Origin of the sequence: Oryzibacillus soli (assembly GCF_051594765.1) — a bacterium.
Lineage (GTDB): Bacteria > Bacillota > Bacilli > Paenibacillales > NBRC-103111 > Paenibacillus_AR.
This window is the reverse complement of sequence record NZ_JBPPGJ010000006.1, coordinates 16653-38497: the sequence shown is the minus strand read 5'-3', so window position 1 is coordinate 38497 and position 21845 is coordinate 16653. Positions and strand designations below refer to the sequence as shown.

General features: G+C 53.1%; 27 protein-coding genes. All 27 read right to left on the bottom strand.

Going from position 1 to position 21845, the window contains the following annotated elements; all coding sequences use genetic code 11:
• Window positions 1–4: 4 nt before the first annotated feature.
• Window positions 5–1207 (bottom strand): hypothetical protein, encoded by a 1203-nt coding sequence (locus ACSEXW_RS09605; protein ID WP_438445917.1) that lies wholly within the window; start codon window positions 1205–1207, stop codon window positions 5–7.
• Window positions 1207–1758 carry a putative phage tail protein gene (locus ACSEXW_RS09600; RefSeq protein ID WP_438445916.1) on the bottom strand — a complete coding sequence of 184 codons (552 nt, stop codon included), beginning with the start codon at window positions 1756–1758 and terminating at the stop codon, window positions 1207–1209. Before ACSEXW_RS09600 ends, ACSEXW_RS09605 begins: the two co-directional genes overlap by 1 nt.
• A complete protein-coding gene (locus tag ACSEXW_RS09595) occupies window positions 1755–2798 on the bottom strand; it encodes a baseplate J/gp47 family protein (protein WP_438445915.1) in 1044 nt (347 codons plus the stop codon). Before ACSEXW_RS09595 ends, ACSEXW_RS09600 begins: the two co-directional genes overlap by 4 nt.
• Window positions 2791–3210, bottom strand: a complete 420-nt coding sequence (locus tag ACSEXW_RS09590; RefSeq protein WP_438445914.1) for a DUF2634 domain-containing protein — start codon at window positions 3208–3210, stop codon at window positions 2791–2793. The genes ACSEXW_RS09595 and ACSEXW_RS09590 overlap by 8 nt, the downstream gene beginning before the upstream one ends.
• Window positions 3210–3542 carry a DUF2577 family protein gene (locus tag ACSEXW_RS09585; protein ID WP_438445913.1) on the bottom strand — a complete coding sequence of 111 codons (333 nt, stop codon included), beginning with the start codon at window positions 3540–3542 and terminating at the stop codon, window positions 3210–3212. The genes ACSEXW_RS09590 and ACSEXW_RS09585 overlap by 1 nt, the downstream gene beginning before the upstream one ends.
• Before the next feature lie 12 nt (window positions 3543–3554).
• Window positions 3555–4586 (bottom strand): XkdQ/YqbQ family protein, encoded by a 1032-nt coding sequence (locus ACSEXW_RS09580; RefSeq protein ID WP_438445912.1) that lies wholly within the window; start codon window positions 4584–4586, stop codon window positions 3555–3557.
• Complete coding sequence (locus tag ACSEXW_RS09575; protein ID WP_438445911.1) at window positions 4583–5230, bottom strand: LysM peptidoglycan-binding domain-containing protein; 648 nt, start codon at window positions 5228–5230, stop codon at window positions 4583–4585. Before ACSEXW_RS09575 ends, ACSEXW_RS09580 begins: the two co-directional genes overlap by 4 nt.
• The gene (locus tag ACSEXW_RS09570; RefSeq protein ID WP_438445910.1) at window positions 5227–7143 is read right to left on the bottom strand and encodes a hypothetical protein; all 1917 of its coding nucleotides are present in this window, start codon (window positions 7141–7143) and stop codon (window positions 5227–5229) included. Before ACSEXW_RS09570 ends, ACSEXW_RS09575 begins: the two co-directional genes overlap by 4 nt.
• Window positions 7144–7337: 194 nt before the next feature.
• Entirely contained in the window at window positions 7338–7721 is a 384-nt protein-coding gene (locus ACSEXW_RS09565) for a phage tail assembly chaperone (protein WP_438445909.1), read from the bottom strand.
• Window positions 7722–7870: 149 nt separating this feature from the next.
• Entirely contained in the window at window positions 7871–8263 is a 393-nt protein-coding gene (locus ACSEXW_RS09560; protein ID WP_438445908.1) for a hypothetical protein, read from the bottom strand.
• Between the two features lie 134 nt (window positions 8264–8397).
• Window positions 8398–8832: a phage tail tube protein gene (locus tag ACSEXW_RS09555; protein WP_438445907.1), complete on the bottom strand. Its 435-nt coding sequence runs from the start codon at window positions 8830–8832 to the stop codon at window positions 8398–8400.
• A 14-nt stretch (window positions 8833–8846) separates the two neighbouring features.
• A complete protein-coding gene (locus tag ACSEXW_RS09550) occupies window positions 8847–9911 on the bottom strand; it encodes a phage tail sheath subtilisin-like domain-containing protein (protein ID WP_438445906.1) in 1065 nt (354 codons plus the stop codon).
• A gap of 2 nt (window positions 9912–9913) precedes the next feature.
• Window positions 9914–10354 carry a phage tail terminator family protein gene (locus ACSEXW_RS09545; protein WP_438445905.1) on the bottom strand — a complete coding sequence of 147 codons (441 nt, stop codon included), beginning with the start codon at window positions 10352–10354 and terminating at the stop codon, window positions 9914–9916.
• A complete protein-coding gene (locus tag ACSEXW_RS09540) occupies window positions 10341–10814 on the bottom strand; it encodes a hypothetical protein (protein WP_438445904.1) in 474 nt (157 codons plus the stop codon). The genes ACSEXW_RS09545 and ACSEXW_RS09540 overlap by 14 nt, the downstream gene beginning before the upstream one ends.
• Window positions 10811–11131, bottom strand: a complete 321-nt coding sequence (locus tag ACSEXW_RS09535) for a phage head completion protein (RefSeq protein WP_438445903.1) — start codon at window positions 11129–11131, stop codon at window positions 10811–10813. The genes ACSEXW_RS09540 and ACSEXW_RS09535 overlap by 4 nt, the downstream gene beginning before the upstream one ends.
• Window positions 11131–11703: a head-tail connector protein gene (locus ACSEXW_RS09530; protein WP_438445902.1), complete on the bottom strand. Its 573-nt coding sequence runs from the start codon at window positions 11701–11703 to the stop codon at window positions 11131–11133. The genes ACSEXW_RS09535 and ACSEXW_RS09530 overlap by 1 nt, the downstream gene beginning before the upstream one ends.
• Window positions 11678–11917 (bottom strand): hypothetical protein, encoded by a 240-nt coding sequence (locus ACSEXW_RS09525; protein WP_438445901.1) that lies wholly within the window; start codon window positions 11915–11917, stop codon window positions 11678–11680. Before ACSEXW_RS09525 ends, ACSEXW_RS09530 begins: the two co-directional genes overlap by 26 nt.
• A 52-nt stretch (window positions 11918–11969) precedes the next feature.
• Window positions 11970–13175 (bottom strand): phage major capsid protein, encoded by a 1206-nt coding sequence (locus ACSEXW_RS09520; RefSeq protein WP_438445900.1) that lies wholly within the window; start codon window positions 13173–13175, stop codon window positions 11970–11972.
• A 45-nt stretch (window positions 13176–13220) separates the two neighbouring features.
• Entirely contained in the window at window positions 13221–13868 is a 648-nt protein-coding gene (locus tag ACSEXW_RS09515; protein ID WP_438445899.1) for an HK97 family phage prohead protease, read from the bottom strand.
• Complete coding sequence (locus tag ACSEXW_RS09510) at window positions 13759–15138, bottom strand: phage portal protein (RefSeq protein WP_438445898.1); 1380 nt, start codon at window positions 15136–15138, stop codon at window positions 13759–13761. Before ACSEXW_RS09510 ends, ACSEXW_RS09515 begins: the two co-directional genes overlap by 110 nt.
• 15 nt (window positions 15139–15153) lie before the next feature.
• Entirely contained in the window at window positions 15154–16866 is a 1713-nt protein-coding gene (locus tag ACSEXW_RS09505) for a terminase large subunit (RefSeq protein ID WP_438446121.1), read from the bottom strand.
• Window positions 16867–16892: 26 nt separating this feature from the next.
• Window positions 16893–17396, bottom strand: a complete 504-nt coding sequence (locus ACSEXW_RS09500) for a phage terminase small subunit P27 family (RefSeq protein ID WP_438445897.1) — start codon at window positions 17394–17396, stop codon at window positions 16893–16895.
• Between the two features lie 183 nt (window positions 17397–17579).
• Window positions 17580–18701 carry a DUF4238 domain-containing protein gene (locus ACSEXW_RS09495; protein ID WP_438445896.1) on the bottom strand — a complete coding sequence of 374 codons (1122 nt, stop codon included), beginning with the start codon at window positions 18699–18701 and terminating at the stop codon, window positions 17580–17582.
• Window positions 18702–18788: 87 nt separating this feature from the next.
• Entirely contained in the window at window positions 18789–19160 is a 372-nt protein-coding gene (locus tag ACSEXW_RS09490; RefSeq protein ID WP_438445895.1) for an HNH endonuclease, read from the bottom strand.
• A gap of 288 nt (window positions 19161–19448) precedes the next feature.
• Window positions 19449–20003, bottom strand: coding sequence for a tyrosine-type recombinase/integrase (locus ACSEXW_RS09485; protein WP_438445894.1), 555 nt, complete (start codon window positions 20001–20003; stop codon window positions 19449–19451).
• A 431-nt stretch (window positions 20004–20434) separates the two neighbouring features.
• Window positions 20435–20737, bottom strand: coding sequence for a hypothetical protein (locus tag ACSEXW_RS09480; protein ID WP_438445893.1), 303 nt, complete (start codon window positions 20735–20737; stop codon window positions 20435–20437).
• Between the two features lie 474 nt (window positions 20738–21211).
• A complete protein-coding gene (locus tag ACSEXW_RS09475) occupies window positions 21212–21595 on the bottom strand; it encodes a hypothetical protein (RefSeq protein WP_438445892.1) in 384 nt (127 codons plus the stop codon).
• Between the last annotated feature and the right edge of the window lie 250 nt (window positions 21596–21845).

Sequence of the window (21845 nt, the reverse complement as noted above, 5' to 3'; positions counted from 1 at the left end):
TCCTTTACTTGATGTCGTATTTGATTTTAAAATTCTTCACGCCTGCAACGTTATACACGCCGACGCTTGCTGCTGCTTCATTTGTTACAACAAAATAGATGGGAGTAACAGAGTTAATCTTAAGTTTGCATGTTTGAGTCACGTAGGCTTGGTTTGACCCTCTGTTACCAAGGGTTATACCAATAAAGCCACCCGGAATAGCCAATGTTGTACCAATAGAGGTCCTAGAATCCATAGGGCTGAAATTAATCGAGTCGATATATGGGAAATTAATGCTGCCTGCACTAGAGCTGACCGCAGCATTATATCCAGGGGTAAATGCAGTAAAGTAAGTAACGGATCCATTACCACTATTATCTCCCCGTATATCATACTCTATTAGTATTTCACCAGTTGTTTTTGGGTGGAAGATATACACCAATCGAGAAGATGCTGTCTGACTAATAGTCCATTCCGTTGCACTCTGTTCTTGAACTGTATCTGATACGGCATAAACACCCATACCCACAGGTTTCCACACCCCTCCTATAAGAAATTCAGGCACCCCGTTGTTGATCCGGATCTTGCTCGTGCTCCAATACTGCGGATGCGGGTCGGTAGCGCTCGTATGTGCCGTCATTGCCCCATCTACCGTATCCTTCCGAGCAACGTCATCACTAGCAGCCGGCGCGGCGACCTTCATACGTCCTGCTCCGTCCCGCTGGGCAAGTGCGTTTGCCATAGCCGCCGATGTCGCTCCATGGATACCGGTTGTCGCGTTCATGTGCGTATTGGCCACGGTTAGTGTCGTGGGCGGTGTATCCCACGGGCCAGCATTACCCGTGATGGCCTTGAAATACTTTAAGATCCAGGAGAAAAACTGGGTTAAGGTACCCGTCAATCCATATGCGGTAGTAGTGGCCGTATCTGCCGTTCGGTTCCCGATCACCGTGTCTGTAACCGCCTCATCCGCTAGCTGTCCAGCCCCCACCGCCTTATCTGCCAGTTGACTCGTACCAACCGCCTTATCAGCAATCTTTACCCCAGTGACCGCCTTAGCTGCCAATCCGGTGGTGCCGATCTGTGGTCCATTCCCTGCTGTCCCATCATGAGAATGACCAGAGCTCCCAAACTTATCATCAACGGATTTTAATGCCGTATTAAAATTGCCGGTTGAGACTGAATCCGTTCCTTCGAACTGCTTGATTCCGTTTGTCTGATTCTGCACTACCCTTGCACCTCCCATTGACTGAACGTGAGCCCCAAGGCATCCAATTGAGCAAATGTCCATCCCTTCGCATCCAGCTCGGAGAAGAGGAAGTAATTGTACTCATAGACCACCGACAAGTGAGCAGGTTTCACGGATTCCACGGCGGCCATCAGGTCATCGATCTGGGGCGGGATGCCTGCGGTATCCAAAAAACGGATGGTGATTTGGTACAGCGCCGGCTGTTCCGTTACCTTAATCCGCCCACGGTCATACGATTCCGCTACGGACTCCAAGAGCGCCACGGTTACGGTGCCGGAGCCCCGCAACCTCGACTTAATGACCGACCGGCGCTCACTTATCGGCTTCGATTCGTCCGTCTTGATCTGCAGCTCCTGCTCCCAATCGGTTAAGGCCCATGTGGCCGTATCCACGAAAAACTGCTGCAGCACCGAAGTGATCCCGGTTTCCAACTCCTCTAACTCGTCGGCCCCGCTGTCCAGAATACCGCTTGTGGTCATATCCATGGCGTATACCGGTGAGATGTAGCTCTTCACCTTATCCCGAATCACGTTACATTCACCGTCCCCAGCACCGCCACAGAGCCATCTGGAATCGTCACGTTCCCGTTTCCACCGTTCACTGTCAACGCCGTGTAATCCTGCACCCCGCTGGCCTCCAGGACGATATTGGCAATTCGGACGAACCGCACAATGGGATCGGTAAAGGCCAACCCCTTCAGATACTCCTGGACTCCATTCTCAATATCCGCCTTGGCCGCAGCCAGCGTCCCGCTGGAGAGTGTAAGGTCCACGGATAGGTGGACCGGCACCTCGGGGGCCGGTACCACCATGACCTGAGCGCCTATGGGACGCTGGGACTCAATATAGGCGGCCGTCTCCTCCACGAGAACCGTCCCCGGAGCCCGGCGGTTCTGGTCCAGCAGGACCACCTTCACCGTCAGCGGGCCGTTCCATTGGGGGAAGACCTTCGCGTCACCAATCCCGTTCACCTCCGTGGCCCACAGCTTGTAATGGGCAGCGTTCCCGCTGGTGGCCTGGTTCCGGACCCGAAGTAAAAGACGCTGAAGCAGGCTTTCGTCCGTCTCCGCATCGAATCCGCCTGTTGTCGGCAATGTGTTCGTGACTACGGACACCCCCGGAATAGAAACGGGAATAACCGAAATGGTCCCGGCCGCCACATTCCCGGCAGCTCCCGCCACTTCCGCCTCCACGTCCACCGTGGCCGTTGTCCCCACAATGACGGCGGCCGTCTTTGTAACAAATCGGGTTCCGCTCGTCGTAGCAAAAACGGCTCCCTTCCCAATAGGAGCTCCATCCGTTCCGCTTATTGTTACCCTTCCGGTTGCCTTCACTGCCGGTTTACGGCTTACGCCGTGCTCGTCCGCCCGCATCTCCAGATAGGCCCCTGAAGAAGTATGGGCGAACCCCAACCGGAGTCCTCGCTCTAATTGAACGTAGGCCAGTGCCAGCTCCACAGACAGCGCTGCGGCCACATCATAGGTTACCGTGCCCTCCTGCTTGGAGATCCCGTCCGGGATGCGGGCCAGCAACTTGGCCAATATGGCCTCTTGGGTCATCGACTCAAACATGGACTTCCACCTCCCCGTACACCGTCTCTACTTTCACACCAATGCTCAACACATCCCCTATAAACTGAACCTCTACGCCGGGCACGGCTGTGATGTACGGACTTACCAGCAGCGCCTCCCGAATGAACCGTTCGGCTTCCGCCTGGGTCACCCGAGGGCTGTAATTGCTGCCGATCAGCTCCTCCAGCTCGTGCCCATAGTTCCAGGTATAGCCCAAGTACCGGTACCGGGGCGTGGTCAGCGCCTTGAAGATCCAAACCTTCAAAGCCTCCTTCCGCTCCACCACCACCGGCGCACCGTTTAGGAGCTTCATCTGGTTGTTCTCAAAATCCCAATCGTATTCCCGGAAGACCTCCAGCTCCCGGCTCTGCTGCTTCGGGACCGGGTTCAAAAACGGGAAAATTCCCGCCATCACATATCCACCACCTTGCCCATGACTATGAACCTTTCCCCCACAGAAAAGACCAGGACCGTATCTCCATTGGCCAGCGGCTCCGGCTCCGTCTGCGTCGCGGTAAGGGTTCCGGAGATGTTGCCCGTTTCCGTGGTCATGGTCGCCTGGTAACTCTTCGTCGCCGCCAACAGGTCCGGCGGGGCCATCAGGAATGGGCTGCCCAGCTCCACGTTCCCCAGCTTGATCCGCAGCGGAGCTGTAGCGCTTACCTTGGCCAGGTGGATCATGGGCTGCTGCATGGCCACGACCTGTTCCCGGATAAACTGCACCAGCCATGCGGCGTCATTCACCGGCTTCACCTCCTAATAGTCCAGTTCCATGGTATAGCTCACTTTGGAGTCATCGTCTTTGTCGAATTCGTCTGCTTCTTGTTCGTCCATCACGTTCTTGAAGCTTAAGGTCAACCGGATGGTATGCTGGCCACTTTCCCAGGTGTGGGTATCCCCGTCAATATAGAAAAGGCCCGTGAGCCCCGTATAGGCTTCTCGGACCTGAACCGCATGGCCGGTTATGAGATCATAGGTATCCACCCCACCCACCAGCTCCAAGCTGGCTTCCTGGTTCAGATCCTTTAGCAGCTTCCGGGCCGCCGTCTGGGCGTCCTTCCCCTTCTCCTGCTGGTAGCTCCTCTGCAGGAGGCCATAGGTCTGGACCCAATCCGGCCTGCTTACCGTCCCGATGACATTCCCCTTCTCGTCGGTGATCTGCACCGCGTTGACCATATCCTCGATGTCCTCGCTGTATGTGGAGTCCGTCACGTGCTGATCGGAGAGGATGACGCGCTTGCCCACCTGTACGCCTTTCTCGATCACATCCAAGGCACCTTCGGCCATCCGGGGGAGGTATTCCTTCCCGTTCTGGCGGCTTGCCGTGGTGTAGGCCGTCATGATGGCCTGATATCCCGTCTTGGAGAGATGGGGGAAGCTCTGGGGAATGTCCGTAGCCGCAAAGGTCCCGCCCGGAACCCCCAGTTCAGAACATACGGCGGCCGCCACCTGTTCGGCGGTCACGCTCATGAATACCTTTGAGAATTCAGACTTAATCAGGTAGATCAGGCCATCATAGGCGGTGACTTCCAAGGCGTTGCCGGTCAGCGACTTGGACTTCCGAAAGACGTATCCCCGCCACAGCTCGGACCCGTCGTCCCCATACCAAAAGAGCATGTCCGCCGGTTGGATCTGGGCCGGAGGCAGGTTCTTGTCCGTAGCCGACGCTAACAGGGTGACGTCCAACTTCCGGGCCGCCTCCCGATAGTCGCCGCTCCAAGAACACTTCAGGACCATGGAGGTAAGATCCGCTTCCGTCCCCTCCTTGTTGTAATGGACCAGCCTCATAGATACAGCACCGTCCCGGCTGCCAGGGCGAATTCATCCTGCACGTCGTTTCGGTTCTTCAGCTCCGTAAGCCGGGAGCCGTCGCCATAGACTGTCCGGGCAATGGTCCACAGGTCCTCTCCCTCCCGGACCACATAGGTGGCAGGAGGTTCCCGACCGGATGGCCGGGTTCCGCCGGTGTACGCGGCCAATAGGGCCATGGCGGGTGTTGCACCATTGCCGTCTTCCATCCGCCCGGAGAAGCGGAATTCCCGCAGCTCCAGGGTAAAATATACATCCTGCGGCCCTCTCTGCACCCTTGGCTCGAAGCATTCAATGGCCATGGCCTCGTTGATCTTCAGGCTGTCCCCGACGATGAGCACCCGGATCGGCTTGCCGGAGTCCCGCCACTTGGCAATCTGGTCCACACACGCCTCCGGAGAAGGATACCCGGTATATTGAGCGATGGGGTCCCCAGGGAGGGGAAAGTAAGAGCTAATGGACATGGTTTTCAGCTTTCGCTTGCCCATCAGAAGGAACTCCCCCAGCTCGTGGATGTTGACGGTTGAATGGTTGTTCCCCGTGAAGATCTTATACTCTGCAGGAGGGACAGGAAGCCGCAGCTTCTCCGCACCGTTGTTAAACGTCAGCCAGAACTCAATCACGACCCCACACCTCCTGCGAAATTGTATCCGGCTGGTTCCAGGACGGAACGAATCAGCCGTAGGATCTCGGACGCTTCATCTTGCTGCTGCTTCGAGACGTTCAGATAGACATGCACCGGTGCTTTTCCCGCTTGATCCTGCTGGCGGGCTTCCTGCGCCGTCAGCAGCCGTTCCCCTTGATGGGCCAAAATCGGATAATTGTCCCGGGGGATTCGTTCCATGCCGATGGCTTTCTTCTCCGGCGGTCCGTGTAAGCTCTTTTTGTATTCCTGTAGCTTCTTCCCCAGGAGGCGGTCCCCGTTTTCGTCATACACCTTCCGTACGGTCCACTTCTCCTTGACGTCAGACGCCATATCCTTCAGGCCACCCCAAAAGCCCTTCTCATTGAAGGTCTGGAAGTCCTGGTTGATTCCATCCTTCATGGCCCCGGCGGACTTCACGACTTCAGGTAGGATTCCTGTCCCTACCCCTGCCGCTGCAATGGCTTTGGTCTGAACCGTTCCCGGCGTGGAGATGAAGGTCAATATGGCGGCCATTTCTTTGTTCTGCTCCGCAAATTGGTTCAGGCCCTTCAGCAGACCTTCCCCAATGGACAACCCGATTTTCATGGCCGGATCGGCAAATCTCGACGCAGAGTCTGCCAATACCTTGATCGATTTGGACACGAACCCGGAGAACATGCCTGCCCCCTTGGTGTCCCACCAGGCATCGAAGCTCTTATTGATTTCGCTCCATACCGCATGGAATTTGGCATTGAAGGTAGGCAGATTATTGAATTCCACATTGTCCAGGAACTTCTCGTTGATCCACCGCTGGACTTCCTTGGCCTTGTCGATGACGGCCTTGGTCACCCCGACCATCATCCTGGACCCGGCTTCAAACATCTTCCGCGCCCCGCCGCCGCTTAAGAAGTCCGCCCATAGCTTCAGCTGTGGCTTCAAGAACTCCAGCGTGTCCTTGCCCATGTCCGTGATTCCGCTCTTGATGGTACCGGTAATGGTACTCCATAAGCCGTCCGAGGACTGGCCCAGCTTCTCCGCGCCGCCTTGGAACATTTGACCGAGTGCAATGCCCTCCGCGTTCCGGATGTTCTCCATTTTCCCGCCCGCTGCTTTGATCTGATCCTGGGAGATCTTGAACCCAAATTCCTTCATGCGCTCTGTCTCGCCGGTCTTTAGGTCCGCTAAGGCTTCCATGGCATCACCCAATGTTTTCCCTGGCGACAGGGCCGCCATGTCTTCAGCAAGCCGTAAGAGGCTCATTGCTTGCTTGGTGCTTCCTGCAGCGATCCCAATAGCCCGGGTACCGGATGCAATCACATCCCCTGTCTCGAAGGGCGTCAGGTCTGCGTTTTTCCGCAGATCCTTAAGGTATTGGTCCGATAGTTCCTTGACTTTGGCTGCACTCAGCACCTTGTTATTGATGCCGATAAAATGCTCCATGCTGATCTGGTTTCGCTCCAAGGAGGAAGCACCCTTAAGCGATGCCAAACCCACTCCAGCTGCAGCTGTGGCCCCTACAGCCATGGTCCCCGTCGCGGCCCTCATAATCCCCGGGACAGCACCGGTGACCAGATCCCGGGCCTTGATCGTAATGACCGCCGGGGCACGGGTCAGCTTGTTAATGGAGGCCGCCAGTTTGGCATGCTGCTCGAAGAAGTGCTCCGTCCGGGCCGTTATTTTAACCGCCTTGTCTTTCATGTGTTCCTTCAGGCGCTCGAATTTGGTCAGCTCACCGGCGGCCTTCCGGGTATCGAAGCGGAGCTGCTTTTCCTTCTTCATGTTGTCTTCCAGGGCCTTCAGCTGCCGCTTGGCTTTGTCCACGTCCTGGCTAAAGGAAGAGGTATGTTTGGCAGCCTGCTTCATGATCGTGGAATAGTTGTCCTTCAGGCTGATGACGGCCGATAGCTTCACACGTCCACCCCCTTAAAACGCTGTGACCGTTGGCCATGCCCGATTCTTCAGCCACCGTTCCCGCTCCTCGTTTTCTTGCAGCCAAAAAGCCCGGAGCAGCACTTTCTCCCCGGGCCGCAGCTGCGACACTTCCGACGGGAGGAGGTGCTTGCGGCTCCAACAGTAATACAGGAAGCCCAGCTCCTCGTCCGTCGCTATTCGTTTTTTACTTCGATCACCGCATCTTCACCGTATCCGCCCAGGTCTGCAATTTGGTTATAGAGCTGCAGCAGCTCTCCCGGGAGGAAGAGCCGTTCCAGGAGCTGCTTCGGGGTGGCTGCGCCGTATTTCTCCAGCAGCGCCTTATCCTTCAGGTTGGGGGCCGCAACGCCTTTCAATACGGTGTGCATTCGTCTAGCAGGTGCATCCTCCCCGGAAATCTCCAGGATCTCCGATTCCTCGTCGAAGGTCAGGGCTTGGATCGTCAGCTCTACCTTTTCGTTGGCCAGTCTCGACAAACGAGGGATCTCCACCCTCTTGGTCGGGCGGGTCAATGTTTCGGGGTTCAACCCCAGCAGCATCTTCAGTGTATCGCTCATGGATATGTTCCTCCTTCAAATTCTCAAGCGTTTGGGATTATGTGTTTGCTTATAGTAAAGCATTTTAAATGTGCGCAAAAAATGCAGATACCCCGGCCTATGATATGGGCCGGGTCGGATATAAAGTTGATTAATTCTTGTTCAACTTGTTATTGGGTCAAATGCTTGTAATCTATTATTTCAATCTTAAAATCATGGCTACATCCAATTTTAGGGCTGTCGCAGGATGGATATATTCTTACTGTAACTTTGTCCTCTGCAAAATCAGACAGATTACTTTTGGATGGAATTTCAATCCTCATAGAAACATCATAAGAATGGTCATTGTTGTAATTGATTTTCTCCATCCTCCCTCGTTTCCAGCCGAAAACATTACCTGCATATTCCTCTTCAATTTTCCTATCAATAGATGGGAAAATAATATCTGCTATAATATCCTCAGTTGTAACATATACCGCTTCTGAAATGGGTTCTGCTTTAGCGATTTGTAGAGGGGCTAGAGCAAAAAATAATGTTCCTAAAAACAAATACTCTTTAAGCACCAGATGCACATCCTCATCTCTACATTATTTCCCATTAACATACCCAATTTCTGGGCCATTATTAAACGATACTGCCCGTTAGTTTAGCGGGTAATGCTGTTTTATAACAACTTTATTCTTAAGCTAAATTATGGTTATTGGGGCGTGACCAGGTCTTTATCTTCCCACTCCGTGAACGTAAAGGGGCATTCAATCTCCCCATTCTTCCGGAGCTCCCAATCGATCAAGGTCAGGTCATCGAACGAAGCGTCTTTGATCAGAATCCGTTCGGCCCCATAGGCCGCAGGGTCTTTCAGCTGGGAGAGAACCTGGAACCGGGGGTTCCGGCCGGCCTTGATCTCCGCGCTGATCAGCTTGATCATCCGGCTGTTGGTCTTGTAGAGCCGAAGGGAGCCCGTACAGTCGTAGCCCATGAATTTGGTATCATCGGCATACTTACCGGCAATCGGGATCTTCTCCTTCTGGATGTTGACCTTGGCCTGGAGCCCCTTGCACTCCCCCACGTATTCGCCGTCCAACCATACCTCACCAAACGTGCCGTTCATGATTTTCTCGCCTGAAATAGCCATCCGTTATCCCTCCCTTACAGGTAAATATCCAGCTTAATGTCTTCGATGGCATCCAGCGGCTTGGCATAGGCGGCCAGGAAAACCTGGTCCCGGGTGTTGGCCTCCCGAATCTCCTGTTCGGACCATCCGGCGGTGTTGGTACCGATGCTGTTCAGGTAGGTCCGTTGTACCGCTACGTCAATGTCCGCCGTGCTCTTGCCCGGGTCCAAAACGCCGTCCAGCTCCAGCTGATCGAAGTAAGCGGTGATAGCAGACACAAGCAGCAGCTTGTTGACGTAGCTGTTCGGGTACTTGCCCACGTAGTTGTCCTCACAGGTCCGCTTGATGTCTTCGTATACCTTGTTCAGCACCCGAACCACCTTGATTTTCTTCCAGTCGGCCCCGAACACGGTATCCGCCGTTGTCCGGGAGGTGACGCCCCGGGCGATCTTCACCTTCTCCCCGTCGTGGTAGAGAATGAGCTGGCCCGCATCGATGGCCGTATCCGCCTGGGCCTTGGTCAGCTTCGGCACGTCGGTGACATCCGGCAGCACCTGATATGTCGGGGAGGCCGTGAGCGGCAAGCCTGCGATCAGGCCCGCGATCCGGGCCGTGAATGGGCCGGTGTTGTAAGTCGTCGCCCCTACCTTAATGGTGTCCGTGGTGAAGTTGATAATGGCCGGGTGATCCGAAGCGCTGCCAGGCAGCACGGCCATGATCTTCTTCAGCTTGGTGTCGAAGAGGCCCTTCACCCATGTGGCCATACCGGCCACATCGGCTGTTGCAATCCCCGGGATGGCTAGGACGTTCCACTTGATGGTTTCCAGGTAGTCCTGGGCCGCCGTGTAGTTGGCCGCAGCGGATGGCAGCACCACCAGCTTCACGACGCTAGGAGAGCCGTTCAAGGCCAATTGCACATAATCCTTATTGGTGGCGGACAGGCCGGCCGGGATATCGTTCACCGTGTAGACCAGGTATTCAGATACCCCGCTGGCCACCAGCCCGTCCTTCAGGATCAAGGCGACGATGCCGACCGCTCCTTGGCTCACCGCTGCAGCGGCCGTGTTCTTAAATGCAATGTTGATATTGGGAAGCCCCACGCTTACCCCTCCTTCACTTCAATGTTCTGTATGGTTTCATAGGTCGGTTGAATCCGGTTGTATTGCGCCTGCAGCTTGATGTTGACATACACCTCATCATCCCGAGGCCCGCCGTCAAACTCCATAATGTGAAAGACGGTACCGGCCGGTCCAACCAGGTACGGCTGGGCGGTGAATGCTTGCCGCAGGCGATCCATGACGGCTAACTGGTCCATCCGGTCCGGGTATCCGGCTTTCTTCAGCTTGGGGAAATACACCACCTGCCACGAAAGCTCGGCTTGCACCATGTTCCGGTTCAGGTCATCCATCCGTCCGGGCAGCATCTCCACATAAAAGGACGGTTGATCGAAGCCAACAGGCACGGCATCCACGTATACCGTCTTCACCTCCGGGATCTCGGCGGCCAGCTTGGCCCGTATGGCGTTCAGGCTATCCAGATACATCGAATCCCGCCGCCTTTCCTGTTTCCCTTAAGAAATCCCGGACTAGTTCCGGAAGATCCTCCTGGGTTTGATCCAGTGCCCTCTCCATGAAGTGGGTACCCGAAACGAAACCGACTTCTTTCAAGCCTCTCTTCCCCTTAATGGGTACGCCCTTGGAGTTACGCCGACGAAGAACCAAACGATGGCCGTCGTTAAGCATTCGGGCATAAAACACTGACGTACCGGCCTCAATGGAATCGGCGTATCGGCCGTTCAGGACCCATTCTTTCTTCCCGTTGAAGGGCTGGCGCCGGAACGAAGCGACCAACTGGCCAGAATCCTCCCCGCAATGTTCCGCGCAGTTGTGAAGATGGCGGCGGCCCACGTCGTACCGAAGGTCATCATACCGGCTACGGTTGCGGCTCTCCCGGTTCATGTCCTGGATCAACGTGTCCAACCCGTTGATGCGGAAGTCGCTCATATCGGCCCCTCCCATTCCACTTGAACCTCGCCATACGGGCCGCCGTGCCGATAAGGAATGGCGGCTTTGTACGTCCCCATACCGGCAATCTCCACCAGATCTCCGGACTGAATGTCCGCCCTCGTCGGAAAATAGAGCATATACACCACTTCTGAGCGGTTTTCCGGTGCCTCCTGGACCACACGAATGGTCTTCCGGGATAGTTGGCAGGGAATGGACGCCACCATAACCCATTCCTGCTCCATCGGGGTGTTGTACTCGTCTTTTTGCATCGTGTACCGCTTGACCGCGCACCGCTGCCTAAGCATCCCGCTCATTACCCGAACCTCCCCACATAAGGAGCGGCCAAGGCACGCACCGCATGGGGCAGCTCCAACTCTTCGCCCGTATTCGGAAGACTGAACGTAACCGTATGATCACCTAACCGTTCGGAGTGCAGACCGAATTGACCATGGTAAAGGAGTTTGGTGAATAGTAGGCAGGCATATTCCAAGTCCGGCGGTAAATCTGTAGGATCTTCCGGTGTTCCGTCTCCCGGGAGAATGTATCCGGCCGAATACTCGATGGTGACTTCATGCGCTCCACCTGGCCAGCCCGAATTCCGGAACAAAATGCCGTTCGTGCCTTTATCCAGCATCTTGTAGTCCGTAATCGGCCCGGACGGACCTAGCACCTCCCGAATCTCATGCACCGGATAATTCCGTAGGGCCAGGTATCGCCCGCCACCACTTGCTGTTTGGGTGTAGTCCTGCCGTTTAAAGCTCCGCCCGCAGTAGCTTTCAATGGCGCGGGAGGCCGAAGCCAGGAGGAGGGATAAGGCCCCATCCTCCCCCGTGTCCTCCAAAGGGATCTGCAGCTGCCGCTTAACCTGCTCCAGTGTTGTCAGCATGGCCGCTTACTCCCGGAACCGTCTGATTTTGTTCCCCGTCTCCTTGTTCTTGCTGCTTCGGGGTATCATCCGCCAGGTATCCGCCAGCCTGCAGCTCCTCTACCCGGTTCGGTTGGTCAGATTCGTATTCGTCTCCCACCACATACCGTTTCCCGGTGATCCGGTCCCGAAACACCTTGATGACCTCATACTTCTTCTTTTCCGCCTTTGCCATGTTGGCCCTCCTTCAAGAAGGGGCGGCTTCAACCGCCCCTATGGATTGTTCCTTACACCACGTCCGAAATGTCCACCATGCCGTACACGGCCGCACCGGAGTCCCATGTCTTAATATCGTCCCGGATAATGGTCCGCAGGTCCGTCGTATCCCGTCTAAAAGCATCCCCGCCTTCCTTGGTGGAGGCAATTTCATAGAACTTCCGGGAGAACAGGGTAATGAGCTGCTTCAGGTTGCCAATGACCATTGGAGCTTTTCCGGCCCCTGTATTGGTCGGCAGATAACGGTTGGCGACAACCACGATGGGACGGCCCTTGAACAGTTTCCGGCCCGGTTGGGTAATGTCGTCGGTCAGGAGCGGCCGGCCCTGGGTATCCACCAGCTGGTCCATCCAATCGTACCCGTCTTGGTTGGTCAGAATGCTTGCGTTCAGGCTGATGGCCGGGTCCAAGGAAACGTTCAGCACCTTCTTCACGGCTCCGAAGTTGGCCAGATCCACCTTGGTCATGCCGTTCAACAGGTTCACAACAAGGGAATTCCGCGTGACTACGGATTTCCGCCCGATCCAATCCGTGATATACGCGAGAACGTTCTGATCCGAATCGGCCAGGAGCTCGTTGGTCAGAGGGAGAATGCCGCCGCGCTTCTTGACCTTGTACTCCACCGGAATAAATTGCGGGTTGTCCATCTCGGGGATGGGGCTGTATTCGTCGATTAGACCGAAGGGGACCATGGCCTGGTCTTTCTCCATGACCCGGGTACCGGACAACGCCGTAACCGGAACCACATTCACGTATTGGGTCAGGTCATCCAGGCTTCGAATGACCGCATGAATCTGGGTCTGAATGTCCTTCGGCACCAGGATGGACGAGTCACCGGCAGGGATGGCCGGATTGGTCCCGCCCTCGTTCATGACCGCCCGGCGCTCATACTCCGTGATGATGCTCCGCATGTCTGCCGTCACGCCCTGACGCCGCAGGCCGCGAAGGAAGATCCCGGTATACTCCCGCTCTAGCTCCCCGTCTTCCCGGGTTTCCAATCCATTGGAGCCACCAATCAGCGGCGCACCGCCACCGCCGCCCACGAAGTCACGCTCTTCGTTTTCCAACTCCTGAAGCATCTTAACCTGTGTCTGCAAGGACCGGACCTCGGCCATCATGTCCTCTGCTTCCTTCAATTTGTCCCCGGCCATAAAGGACCGGACTTCTGTCTTCCGCTGCTCCAGCTTCTGCAGCAATGCACGCAATTCTTTACTCATGAGATACCTCCGAATAATTGAGATGGGCAAAACAAAAGGAGCCGATCATAGAAGATCCAGCTCCAGGGCTAACACACGCATGCGATATTCGGTTGCGGCCCGTTCTTCTTGGGCCTTGAAGTCTTGCAGGGAACGGGTCTGGACGTCGTTTTCCGGGTAAGCAGCGAACGGCGTGGGGGAGATTTCGGGAAGCGTTGCATTCAGGATGGTCCGCTTGTAGAGGGTTTTCCCGTCCCGCTCGATCTTGGACCAGCGGTCTCCGTTTGTTCGGGTGTTGAATCCGAAGGAAACCCCGTTCACGTCCCCCCGGCCGATGCTTTCCCAGGCGTCATTGCCTACCGTCGTATTGGGCAGGTCACATTCGAAACGCAGCTCCGTCTCTCCGTCCGTGATCCGCAGCGTACCGCTCTGGGTGTTGCCTAGGATCTGGTCCGTCCGGTGGCACCATAGGGAGATGGTCGGGTTATCCCGGAGATATTCCGAGAAAGCACCCGGAGCAATGACTTCTACAAATTCGTCGCCATACCAATCCGTCATGACATGGGACTCGGAATCGTACCGGATGGTGCCGGAAATGGTCCGCTTATTGGCCTCCCCCTCCGTCAGCTCCCGGATCTGAAGTTTGGCTTGGATCGTCCTTTTCTCCGGCCCCGTCGCCGGTGGTGTCTTCTTCTCCTGGCTCAATTGGTTCACCTCCCTTCATGTACTGCTTCCCTGCCATCGTTAACGGAATGACATTGCCGTTGAACACTAGCTGATCCCCACCGGGCATCGGAGGCTTGTCCTCCAAGGCCCGAACCTCGTTCGGGGTAATGAACCCTTTTTCCACGCCTTTGCCATACGCTTCATACCGGGTCTTCAGGTCGGCCCGGAGTATGCTGTCCACGTTGAACTTGACGAAGTACCCGCTGGCCAGCTCATCCTCCAGAAATAGCTTATAGGTGAGCTCCTGCTCATAGGTGGTCAGCGTTGGCTGGAGCTGGTCGCTGTAAAAGCCCAATTGGGACTGCTCCACGTTGCTGTATGTCGCCCGGGACAAGTCATTCAGCTGGTGCATCTTCACTCCGAAAGCATTGGCCAGCTGCCGGATGGTGAGCTGGGTGTTCTCCAGGAATTGAGCATCCGCCATAGTGAGCGACAAGGGCGTGTATTGGTACCCAAGAGGCATTAACGCGATTCGGTGACTGTTCTTCAGTCCGGATGACATGCTCTCGAATTGCTCCCGAAAGATTTGCTTGGCCGTATTGTCCAGCGATCCGGTATACTGGACCAGTCCCTTCGTCTGGAGCCCTTGTTTGTAGAAGTTGTTGATGAACTTCCCGGCTGCCGCCGCATTCTCCACCGTGCACCGCAAATAATCCAAGACGTGGACGCCGATCAACCCGTCCAAGGTGATGCTTCCCTTGAAATGGAGCACTTCATCCGGCATGAGCTTCCGCTTCTCACCGTTTCCTACGTCCACCTCGTACCAGAGCCGGGTCCGGCTGGACAAATACTTGCTCGTGGGCTCTGGAAGCAGACCGGCATCGTCCACCCATACCTTCACCTTCCGGGAATCCATGGGCCATAGCCCTACAATCTTGCCGGTGCGACGGTCCACTTCGATACTGGCGTAGGCATTGCCGATGGCCCGGTGGGCCTCCATGGCTTTCCAGAAGTCAGCGGCGGACATATACGGGTTGGGCCGCAGCTTCAAGAGCGGATACAGGTAGTGTCTTGCCGCTTTCTGAATGCCACTATCGTCCTCCTGGTACACCTTAAGTGGCAGCTTGGACACCGAATCCGACAGGATCTTGATGCAGGCGTATACGGTGTCCACCTTCAAAGAATTCCAGCCCTGAACATTCACGTCCCCCACTTCGATTCCAAGCAACTCCAATAGCTTTCGGTCCTGCAGATCGACGGCCGCGCTTCGTTGCTCCGGCTCCCGCCGGAATAGCCTCGTAAATAGGTTTGGTTTCACATGTTCACCCCCTCCTTAACCCCATAGTTTCTTCAGGAAGTCTTCTTTCGAGAAGTCAGACACGTTGACATTATCGCCGTTAGAGAACATAGCCCGCACAAATGCATTCATGATCGAAGCAATAGGGTCAATCCGCTGCCTCGACTTTTCTTTGTCCAGCATGATATTGTCGTTATGATCCGCCTTAGCAATCGCATTACCGACAGCCCAGCCTATTACCGGGTCTCGCTCGTGGATGATCTTTTTCTCCAGCACCGAATCCCGAAATGTCTTGGTCGGTTCCCCCAAGGTCTTGATGCCTTGCCGGATCTCCACAGGAATAAAACCCTCGGTCTCCATCTCTTGGGCAAACTGTGTTGCATTGTAGGGGTCGAAGCAGTTTTCTTGGATCTTCCACCCCTGCTCCTCGATGACACGAAGCACATAGGCGGTGATGAAGCGATAGTCTACCACGGCCCCCGGCGTCAGTGTCAGCCATCCTTGTTCCTGCCATTGCCGATAGGGGACTTTATCCGTCCGTTCCTTCATTTTCAGCGTCTCCAGCGGCATGAAGGAATGACCTTTCACCGCGTACATGTCATTCCCAAGCGGGAACACGAAGCCCACGCTGGTTAAGTCGATCTTGGAGGACAGGTCTACTCCCAGGAAGCCCATTCTCCCTCTTAGGTCCGGAAACGACTTAGAATCGACGCCGCAGGCGGCCCATTTGTCCATCCGAAGGTACTTTTTCTCGCCGGTGGTCATCCATACGTTCATGTTTTTGGTCAGAAAGTCATCCATGGCATGGGGCTTTTCCAACGCCTCCACCATTCTGGCCCGTATGTTGACTAGCCCTTCCTCATAGGAAGCGGCGATAGGATTTGCCTTTAGCCACGTTCTCTCGTCTTGGATATCATCGATCAGGTTACCTTCTTCGTCCTTCTCCAGCTCGTTCACCATGGCAAAGTATTGTTCGTTCTGGGTCTGGTCGCTCGGGTCCAAAAGCCGGGACACGTAATCGTACTCCACCCGGTAGCACGGCCCACTCACATCACCGGCCGTCGTAATGACCATAAGCAGCGGCTGTGGCCGCGCCACCATGCCGGAGTCCATGACATCGTAGATCTCCGTGGTTTCGTGGGCATGGTACTCGTCGATGATGGCCGCCTGCGGGTTCAGGCCGTCGCCGGTCTTCCGGTCCTCCTTCGATAGAGGCCGTATGATTGAATCTGTCTTAAGATGGGTTATCCGGCCATAAGCCACTTTGTACTTCCCGTCCAGCTCCGGACAACCGTCCAGCATAGCCTTGGCTTCCCGCCATACGATTTGCGCCTGCTCCGACTTCGTAGCCCCGATGTAGACCTCCGACATCCCTTCACCGTAGGCCATGGCCTCGTAAGTGGCCACCGCCGCCAAGCTCTGGGACTTGGCATTTTTCCGACCCACCTGCCAATATGCCTTCCGGAACCGCCTCCGGCCGGTTGTCATATGGACCCATCCATAGATGTTCCCGAAGATGAAAACCTGGATCTCATGGGGTTCGATCCGTTCCCCTTGTAGAACACCCTTGGTATGCCGGAAGAGACTCATCCATTCCATAAAGCGCATGGCCTTGTCTTCATCGAATGCATAGGGGAAAGCAGCGGTTCCTTCATGCTCCACATCCCGTAAGAAACGTTCACAGGCCCATTTGTGCTTCGTGCAGGCCATCACTTCGCCATTAAGCACATCATGGCAGTAGTGGATCATCCATTGTTTCAAACCAAGCACCGCTATCATACCTCCCTAAACCGCTTGTCAAACTCGGTTTCGCCCTTTGCTTCCGGCTTCGGTACCACCAGCCTACAACGGGAGCTGATGGTCAGGCCCAGATCGGAGGCGGTCTGTCTGCATTGCTTGAAAAGTTTGTCCTGGGATAGCAGGAGCTCCGCATACATGGGGTTTGCTCCAACACTTACCCAATTCCCTTGCTCATCCTGAGCAGTCTGTAACGGGTTGGTATCGCGGAGTAGTTCCGTGATCCGGAGGTATTGCTCACGGGCCAACACGAAACGGGCCAGCGTATCCACGTCCAGATTAGAAATGACATCGATCTTCAGGAGCTCATCCGCGATCTTCTTGAATTCTTTGCGCAAGGTGGTTGGAAGATAGGAAGGCGGCTTCACCTTATCCGCCGGTGCCTTCACTTCTGACTTCTTCCGCTCCTCGATCTCTGCCTTGGTTAAATGCTTTTTGCCCTTCAGCAAGAGCAGGTTAATAGGCTGCCGCCGTCCTGGCATCTCAAACCCTCCTTTTAGCGAATTCTCAGTGGGGAATTTTTTTCAAACGAAGGGGACACGCGGTCTATAAGCGATGTATCCGCACATTTTGGGGTGCCCCCCTGGGTGAATTATTGTTCTTATAAACAAAAAAACAGTCATTGAACACTAAAGTGTTCAAAACTGTCTCTTTGATACTTCCTGTTAAAATGAGAATATACTTTTTTCAACCACAGCTTCGGGATGTACCCTCACATCTTGATTAAGTCGCATACCTGGGCCGATTGATCTCCAAATACGTTTAACCTCTTCATAATATTCATAGCAGCAGTTCTTAAACTTTTGACCGCTTCCGCAACCGCAATTATCATTGCGACTTAGATGATGATAGATTTTCTCATGGAGTGGGTTAAGGAATAAGTCCCATGCCTTCTTATCCTTATCGTAGTAAAATATTTCTTTCTTCAAAGTCGATCCTGTATATTGCCCACGACCATTGCCCGAGAAAAATGATGAAGGCGAAGCCCAACAAAAGAACGGTACAGCTTCCAGCAATGCGTTAAGGTCCTTACCAACGCATTTGTTATAGGAATTGTTAATAATTACACCGTTAATATCCTGCACTTCCTTTGAAGTAAGCAAATTCAGTCTGTTTGGTTGAATAAAATCAGGCTTTTTACCATTGTAGTAAACAAAATAATAATAACTAGATATAGGTACTAAGATCATCACATCTTTCATTCCCATATGTCTGTTACTACTGTTTGTAAATCTACTCTTTATACGCAACGCTACAGTTGACAGATACTGGTCACTTATTAAAAATTGCCCTTGTTCACTCTTTATTATTGCAAACTGGTAATATTTGCAAATTGTCTCTCCAAGATCCTGTATATATTTTGCTCGACTAATTTTGTCCAATAATAATTCTACTCGTACTTCTTTTCTATTTAGTCCAAATGAAAATTCGTGAAGAAGGGCTCCACTTCTATAGTAGTAAATAATAATTGTATTTATGTAACGTTCAATATGTTGTTTTACGACATCAATTGATTCTTGTCCCGTTTCATACAATTCGATTAATCGAATTGTTTCAACTAATGCAGGTGCAAATTCGTCTTCTAGGCTTTGAAAGTGCTTTTCTAATCGATTTTGCTCCAATTCCGGGTGTTCATAAGTAAACCTCTCGGTCATCGAATTACGATAGTTTGTTTTATACGGCTCCTTATTGCCATTCACAAGATATTCGTAGAGCATTTCACCAGAAGAGAAGTGTTTTAGGACACTGCGGGGTATATAGTGCTGATTTTTTACTAATTCACTCAATTAGTACCACCCACTTATGAGTTTATATTAGGATTATTATCCAACACAAATGGGCATGTAACAACTATTTCTTACAAAATATAGGACTTATCTCTGTGACTTATTACCAAAGCCTCCATCCTCTTTGGCAGTCTTTCTGCTATGGCAGATGAAGCACAACCCTTGATGATTCTCGGGGTTCCAAAAAAGATCTTGATCCCCACGATGCGGGATTATATGGTCCACCACATCAGCTGTCGAAAGGACCCCTGAATCTTTACAGGTCTTGCAGAGCGGGTGTTTCTTAAGAAAGTCTTCTCTATACTTCCTCCATCGGCTGCCATAACCTCGTTCACTGGAACTCCCACGGTTACGGTCATACTGCAAGTGATGTTCCTTCTGGTGCGAATCGCAGTATCTGGAACGGGTCAAAGTGTTGCAACCATGCTTATTGCACGGCCGCCATGCCCGATCTGCCATCCAAAGCACCTCCTGCATAAATATTCAGCCATGCATAACGCCTACTCACCGAATAAAGGCTTGTTTTTACGGCCTGTTTTTATACTAGTCTCCACCAATTTGCCCCCGATTTCTGCATGAATTGAATAAAAACGGAGTACACCATATGTATAAGAGTGATGCACTCGCGGAATCGGCTCTTTCCTAGAATTCACAAGGCTTTGCGCGATCCACAAAAAACGAGTGCAACAAGTTCCCAATATGATGCACCGCCCGACATATTCCCAAACGCTTGGGATTTTGGTCCGGTTATAGACGCCAGCCCCGCATGCTGGAATTGATGTCATCTTGGGCAATGCCAATGTACCGAAGGGTTACATATTCGTCTTGATGACCCAGCAGATCCATGAGCACGGCGACGTTTTTCTTATCCTTGTAATGGTGATACGCAAAGGTCTTCCGCAGCGTATGGGTTCCAACTCGATGGAGGCCGTATTTCTTAGTCGCTCTTTTCAAGATTCGGTAAGCCTGGCTGCGGTCGATGCTTTTTCTTACTCCTTCAGTCTTCTTTTGCCTGGAGGGGAATAGATAGTCGCTATCCTCTCTCCCTTCCATGAGTGGCCGGAGCTCGCGTCTCATGTACTCGTCAATAGGCAAGGTGATTTCCTTGCCGGTCTTGGTCATCCGGATGTACAAGTTCGGCTTTTTCAGATCTCCCACCTTAAGCTTCAAGATGTCGGAAATCCGCAAGGCTGTGTTGATACCCAGAACGAACAACCCGTAATTCCGGATGGAGCTTTTCTTCAAGTCTTCTTTGATCTTGGCAATAATCTCGCGGTCACGGATCGGTTCGACGGTGTTCAAACCCTACCACCCCCGGCCATGCCTGCGCTCTTCACGGTTCACGGGTATACCCGGAGAGAGGATGGCCAGTTTCTTCATCAGTCTTTTCCACCATTTTTGTCTACGCTTGACCATGTTCTATTCACTCCCTCCGTCCCTAATACACTTTAGCTTGGGACAAAACATTTTCACTCCGTCCCAAAGACCCCATATGCAGCCTCGACATAGTTCCGGCTTTTCCCGATCCGGCGGACCGGTTAATCTCTGCATATTCTTCACACGGCTCACCCTGCCCCTTCCCCCAATTGTGTGATCATTACCCAGCACAAAAAGAGCCCAAGCCAATGGCTGGACTCTTCCGCATGTTTCATGCTAAAAAATGGGTGGATTCGTCTTTTTCATCTGTACCTTAAATCTCCACTATTCCAGATGCCCTCCAATGGGAACCGTACCTACTCTTGCTTCACAAATACACCATAATCGGTAACCAACAGTTTAGTATGCTGGTTAATTGCCTTTTCATCATGGGCTACTTCGCTTGGCTGCACCTCGGGAGCATTCAACGTCCGCTTAAACTCACCAAATTCATTAATAATTAATTCAGTCGAAAGCTTAAGTTGCTGGAATTCTTCTGAACTTATTTTTCGTTGGGGAGTGACCCAAGGGGATTCGCCTTTGGCAAATATGAGTACACCACCGCTTATACTTGCCAAGCATACAACACCGATTAACGCAATCTTTTTCATTTTGTTCATGATCGAGTTACCCTCCCAGTGAACTATCTTTCTGTAAATTGATAGCTCTTTCGTTATCCATTGAAAATTGTCCCATTATTGTAAAAGACGCATTATTACGCTCGAATGTAACAACACCTTAAGCAATTAAATCAAAATACCTATGATATGGGCACTTTTTCCTGTGGTTCCACTATAATCAGCCTACACCGCACGTATACAACTTCATTCCTTCCACAGAGGGCCGGGTTGTTCCCGATCCTCTGGACAAGTAATGAAAAAAGCTGGGGTTTCCAACCCCGCCTCATCTTCACACCATTGACGACTAGCGTCTAAGGCTCCTAGAGCCCACAGCATGACCGAGTGCCACATATGATAAGGGTACAGTTGGCGTTCACCCGGGCGTTTCTGCCCTATGAACCAACTGTACCCTGTAATAACCCTCACCTACCCCGCGACTTCCCCTCAGGTTACACCCACTTTTTTCACTCTCGATCAGGCCCACAACTTCAAAGTTTCAGCTACTGATTCTATGCCCTTGTTGATTCGTCTGTCAACGGTGGATTCACTGTAGCAGCTTCTGAAATAAAGGACCGTATCTTTCCATCGAACACCATTGATAAAACGACGTTCAATCATTCGCTTGCTATCCTGGTCCTGAATCAAGGCTACGGCCTGTTCAATTCTTTCCACAAGATGCTTGAACTTCTGATAGGCGTCCAGCTCCTTGGAAGACAATTCTGCCTCTCTTTCACTATACGAATCGATGACGCCGCGCATCCGCTTATATTTTCTTAGAATGCTCTTGGCCGCCTCGATCTCCGCTGCTGTCGCTCTAGGAAACAACTCCTCTTGATACCAGTTTGCCAATGCCAACATTCTCCTCAGTCCACCTTTGTGGTATATTTTTATAGAGGAATGTTTGTTCTTATAGAACCACCGGCCCCTGTCCACACAGTTCCCGGAGGTTCTTTTCTTTATGCAGTCTTCAGCTCCATGGGCTCACCTCCCTTCCCGGCCAGATACCCAGGCACACCCTCTACCGGGGTAGCCGGGATCCTCGATGATGTAGGATACGCCCCTTGGTACGTGTTCCCCGGGCTCAATCCGCAATGCACCTAACCTCGGC

Excerpts from the sequence above, each read along its gene's own strand:
- ACSEXW_RS09590 (WP_438445914.1), bottom strand. The coding sequence starts at position 3,210 with ATGGCGGGAATTTTCCCGTTTTTGAACCCGGTCCCGAAGCAGCAGAGC.
- ACSEXW_RS09565 (WP_438445909.1), bottom strand. The coding sequence starts at position 7,721 with ATGAGCGATACACTGAAGATGCTGCTGGGGTTGAACCCCGAAACATTG.
- ACSEXW_RS09595 (WP_438445915.1), bottom strand. The coding sequence starts at position 2,798 with ATGTTTGAGTCGATGACCCAAGAGGCCATATTGGCCAAGTTGCTGGCC.
- ACSEXW_RS09555 (WP_438445907.1), bottom strand. The coding sequence starts at position 8,832 with ATGGCTATTTCAGGCGAGAAAATCATGAACGGCACGTTTGGTGAGGTA.
- ACSEXW_RS09500 (WP_438445897.1), bottom strand. The coding sequence starts at position 17,396 with ATGCCAGGACGGCGGCAGCCTATTAACCTGCTCTTGCTGAAGGGCAAA.
- ACSEXW_RS09475 (WP_438445892.1), bottom strand. The coding sequence starts at position 21,595 with ATGTTGGCATTGGCAAACTGGTATCAAGAGGAGTTGTTTCCTAGAGCG.
- ACSEXW_RS09520 (WP_438445900.1), bottom strand. The coding sequence starts at position 13,175 with ATGAGTAAAGAATTGCGTGCATTGCTGCAGAAGCTGGAGCAGCGGAAG.
- ACSEXW_RS09545 (WP_438445905.1), bottom strand. The coding sequence starts at position 10,354 with ATGTATCTGGATAGCCTGAACGCCATACGGGCCAAGCTGGCCGCCGAG.
- ACSEXW_RS09480 (WP_438445893.1), bottom strand. The coding sequence starts at position 20,737 with ATGAACAAAATGAAAAAGATTGCGTTAATCGGTGTTGTATGCTTGGCA.
- ACSEXW_RS09530 (WP_438445902.1), bottom strand. The coding sequence starts at position 11,703 with ATGCTGACAACACTGGAGCAGGTTAAGCGGCAGCTGCAGATCCCTTTG.
- ACSEXW_RS09535 (WP_438445903.1), bottom strand. The coding sequence starts at position 11,131 with ATGAGCGGGATGCTTAGGCAGCGGTGCGCGGTCAAGCGGTACACGATG.
- ACSEXW_RS09540 (WP_438445904.1), bottom strand. The coding sequence starts at position 10,814 with ATGAGCGACTTCCGCATCAACGGGTTGGACACGTTGATCCAGGACATG.
- ACSEXW_RS09580 (WP_438445912.1), bottom strand. The coding sequence starts at position 4,586 with ATGAGGCTGGTCCATTACAACAAGGAGGGGACGGAAGCGGATCTTACC.
- ACSEXW_RS09490 (WP_438445895.1), bottom strand. The coding sequence starts at position 19,160 with ATGGCAGATCGGGCATGGCGGCCGTGCAATAAGCATGGTTGCAACACT.
- ACSEXW_RS09525 (WP_438445901.1), bottom strand. The coding sequence starts at position 11,917 with ATGGCAAAGGCGGAAAAGAAGAAGTATGAGGTCATCAAGGTGTTTCGG.
- ACSEXW_RS09505 (WP_438446121.1), bottom strand. The coding sequence starts at position 16,866 with ATGATCCACTACTGCCATGATGTGCTTAATGGCGAAGTGATGGCCTGC.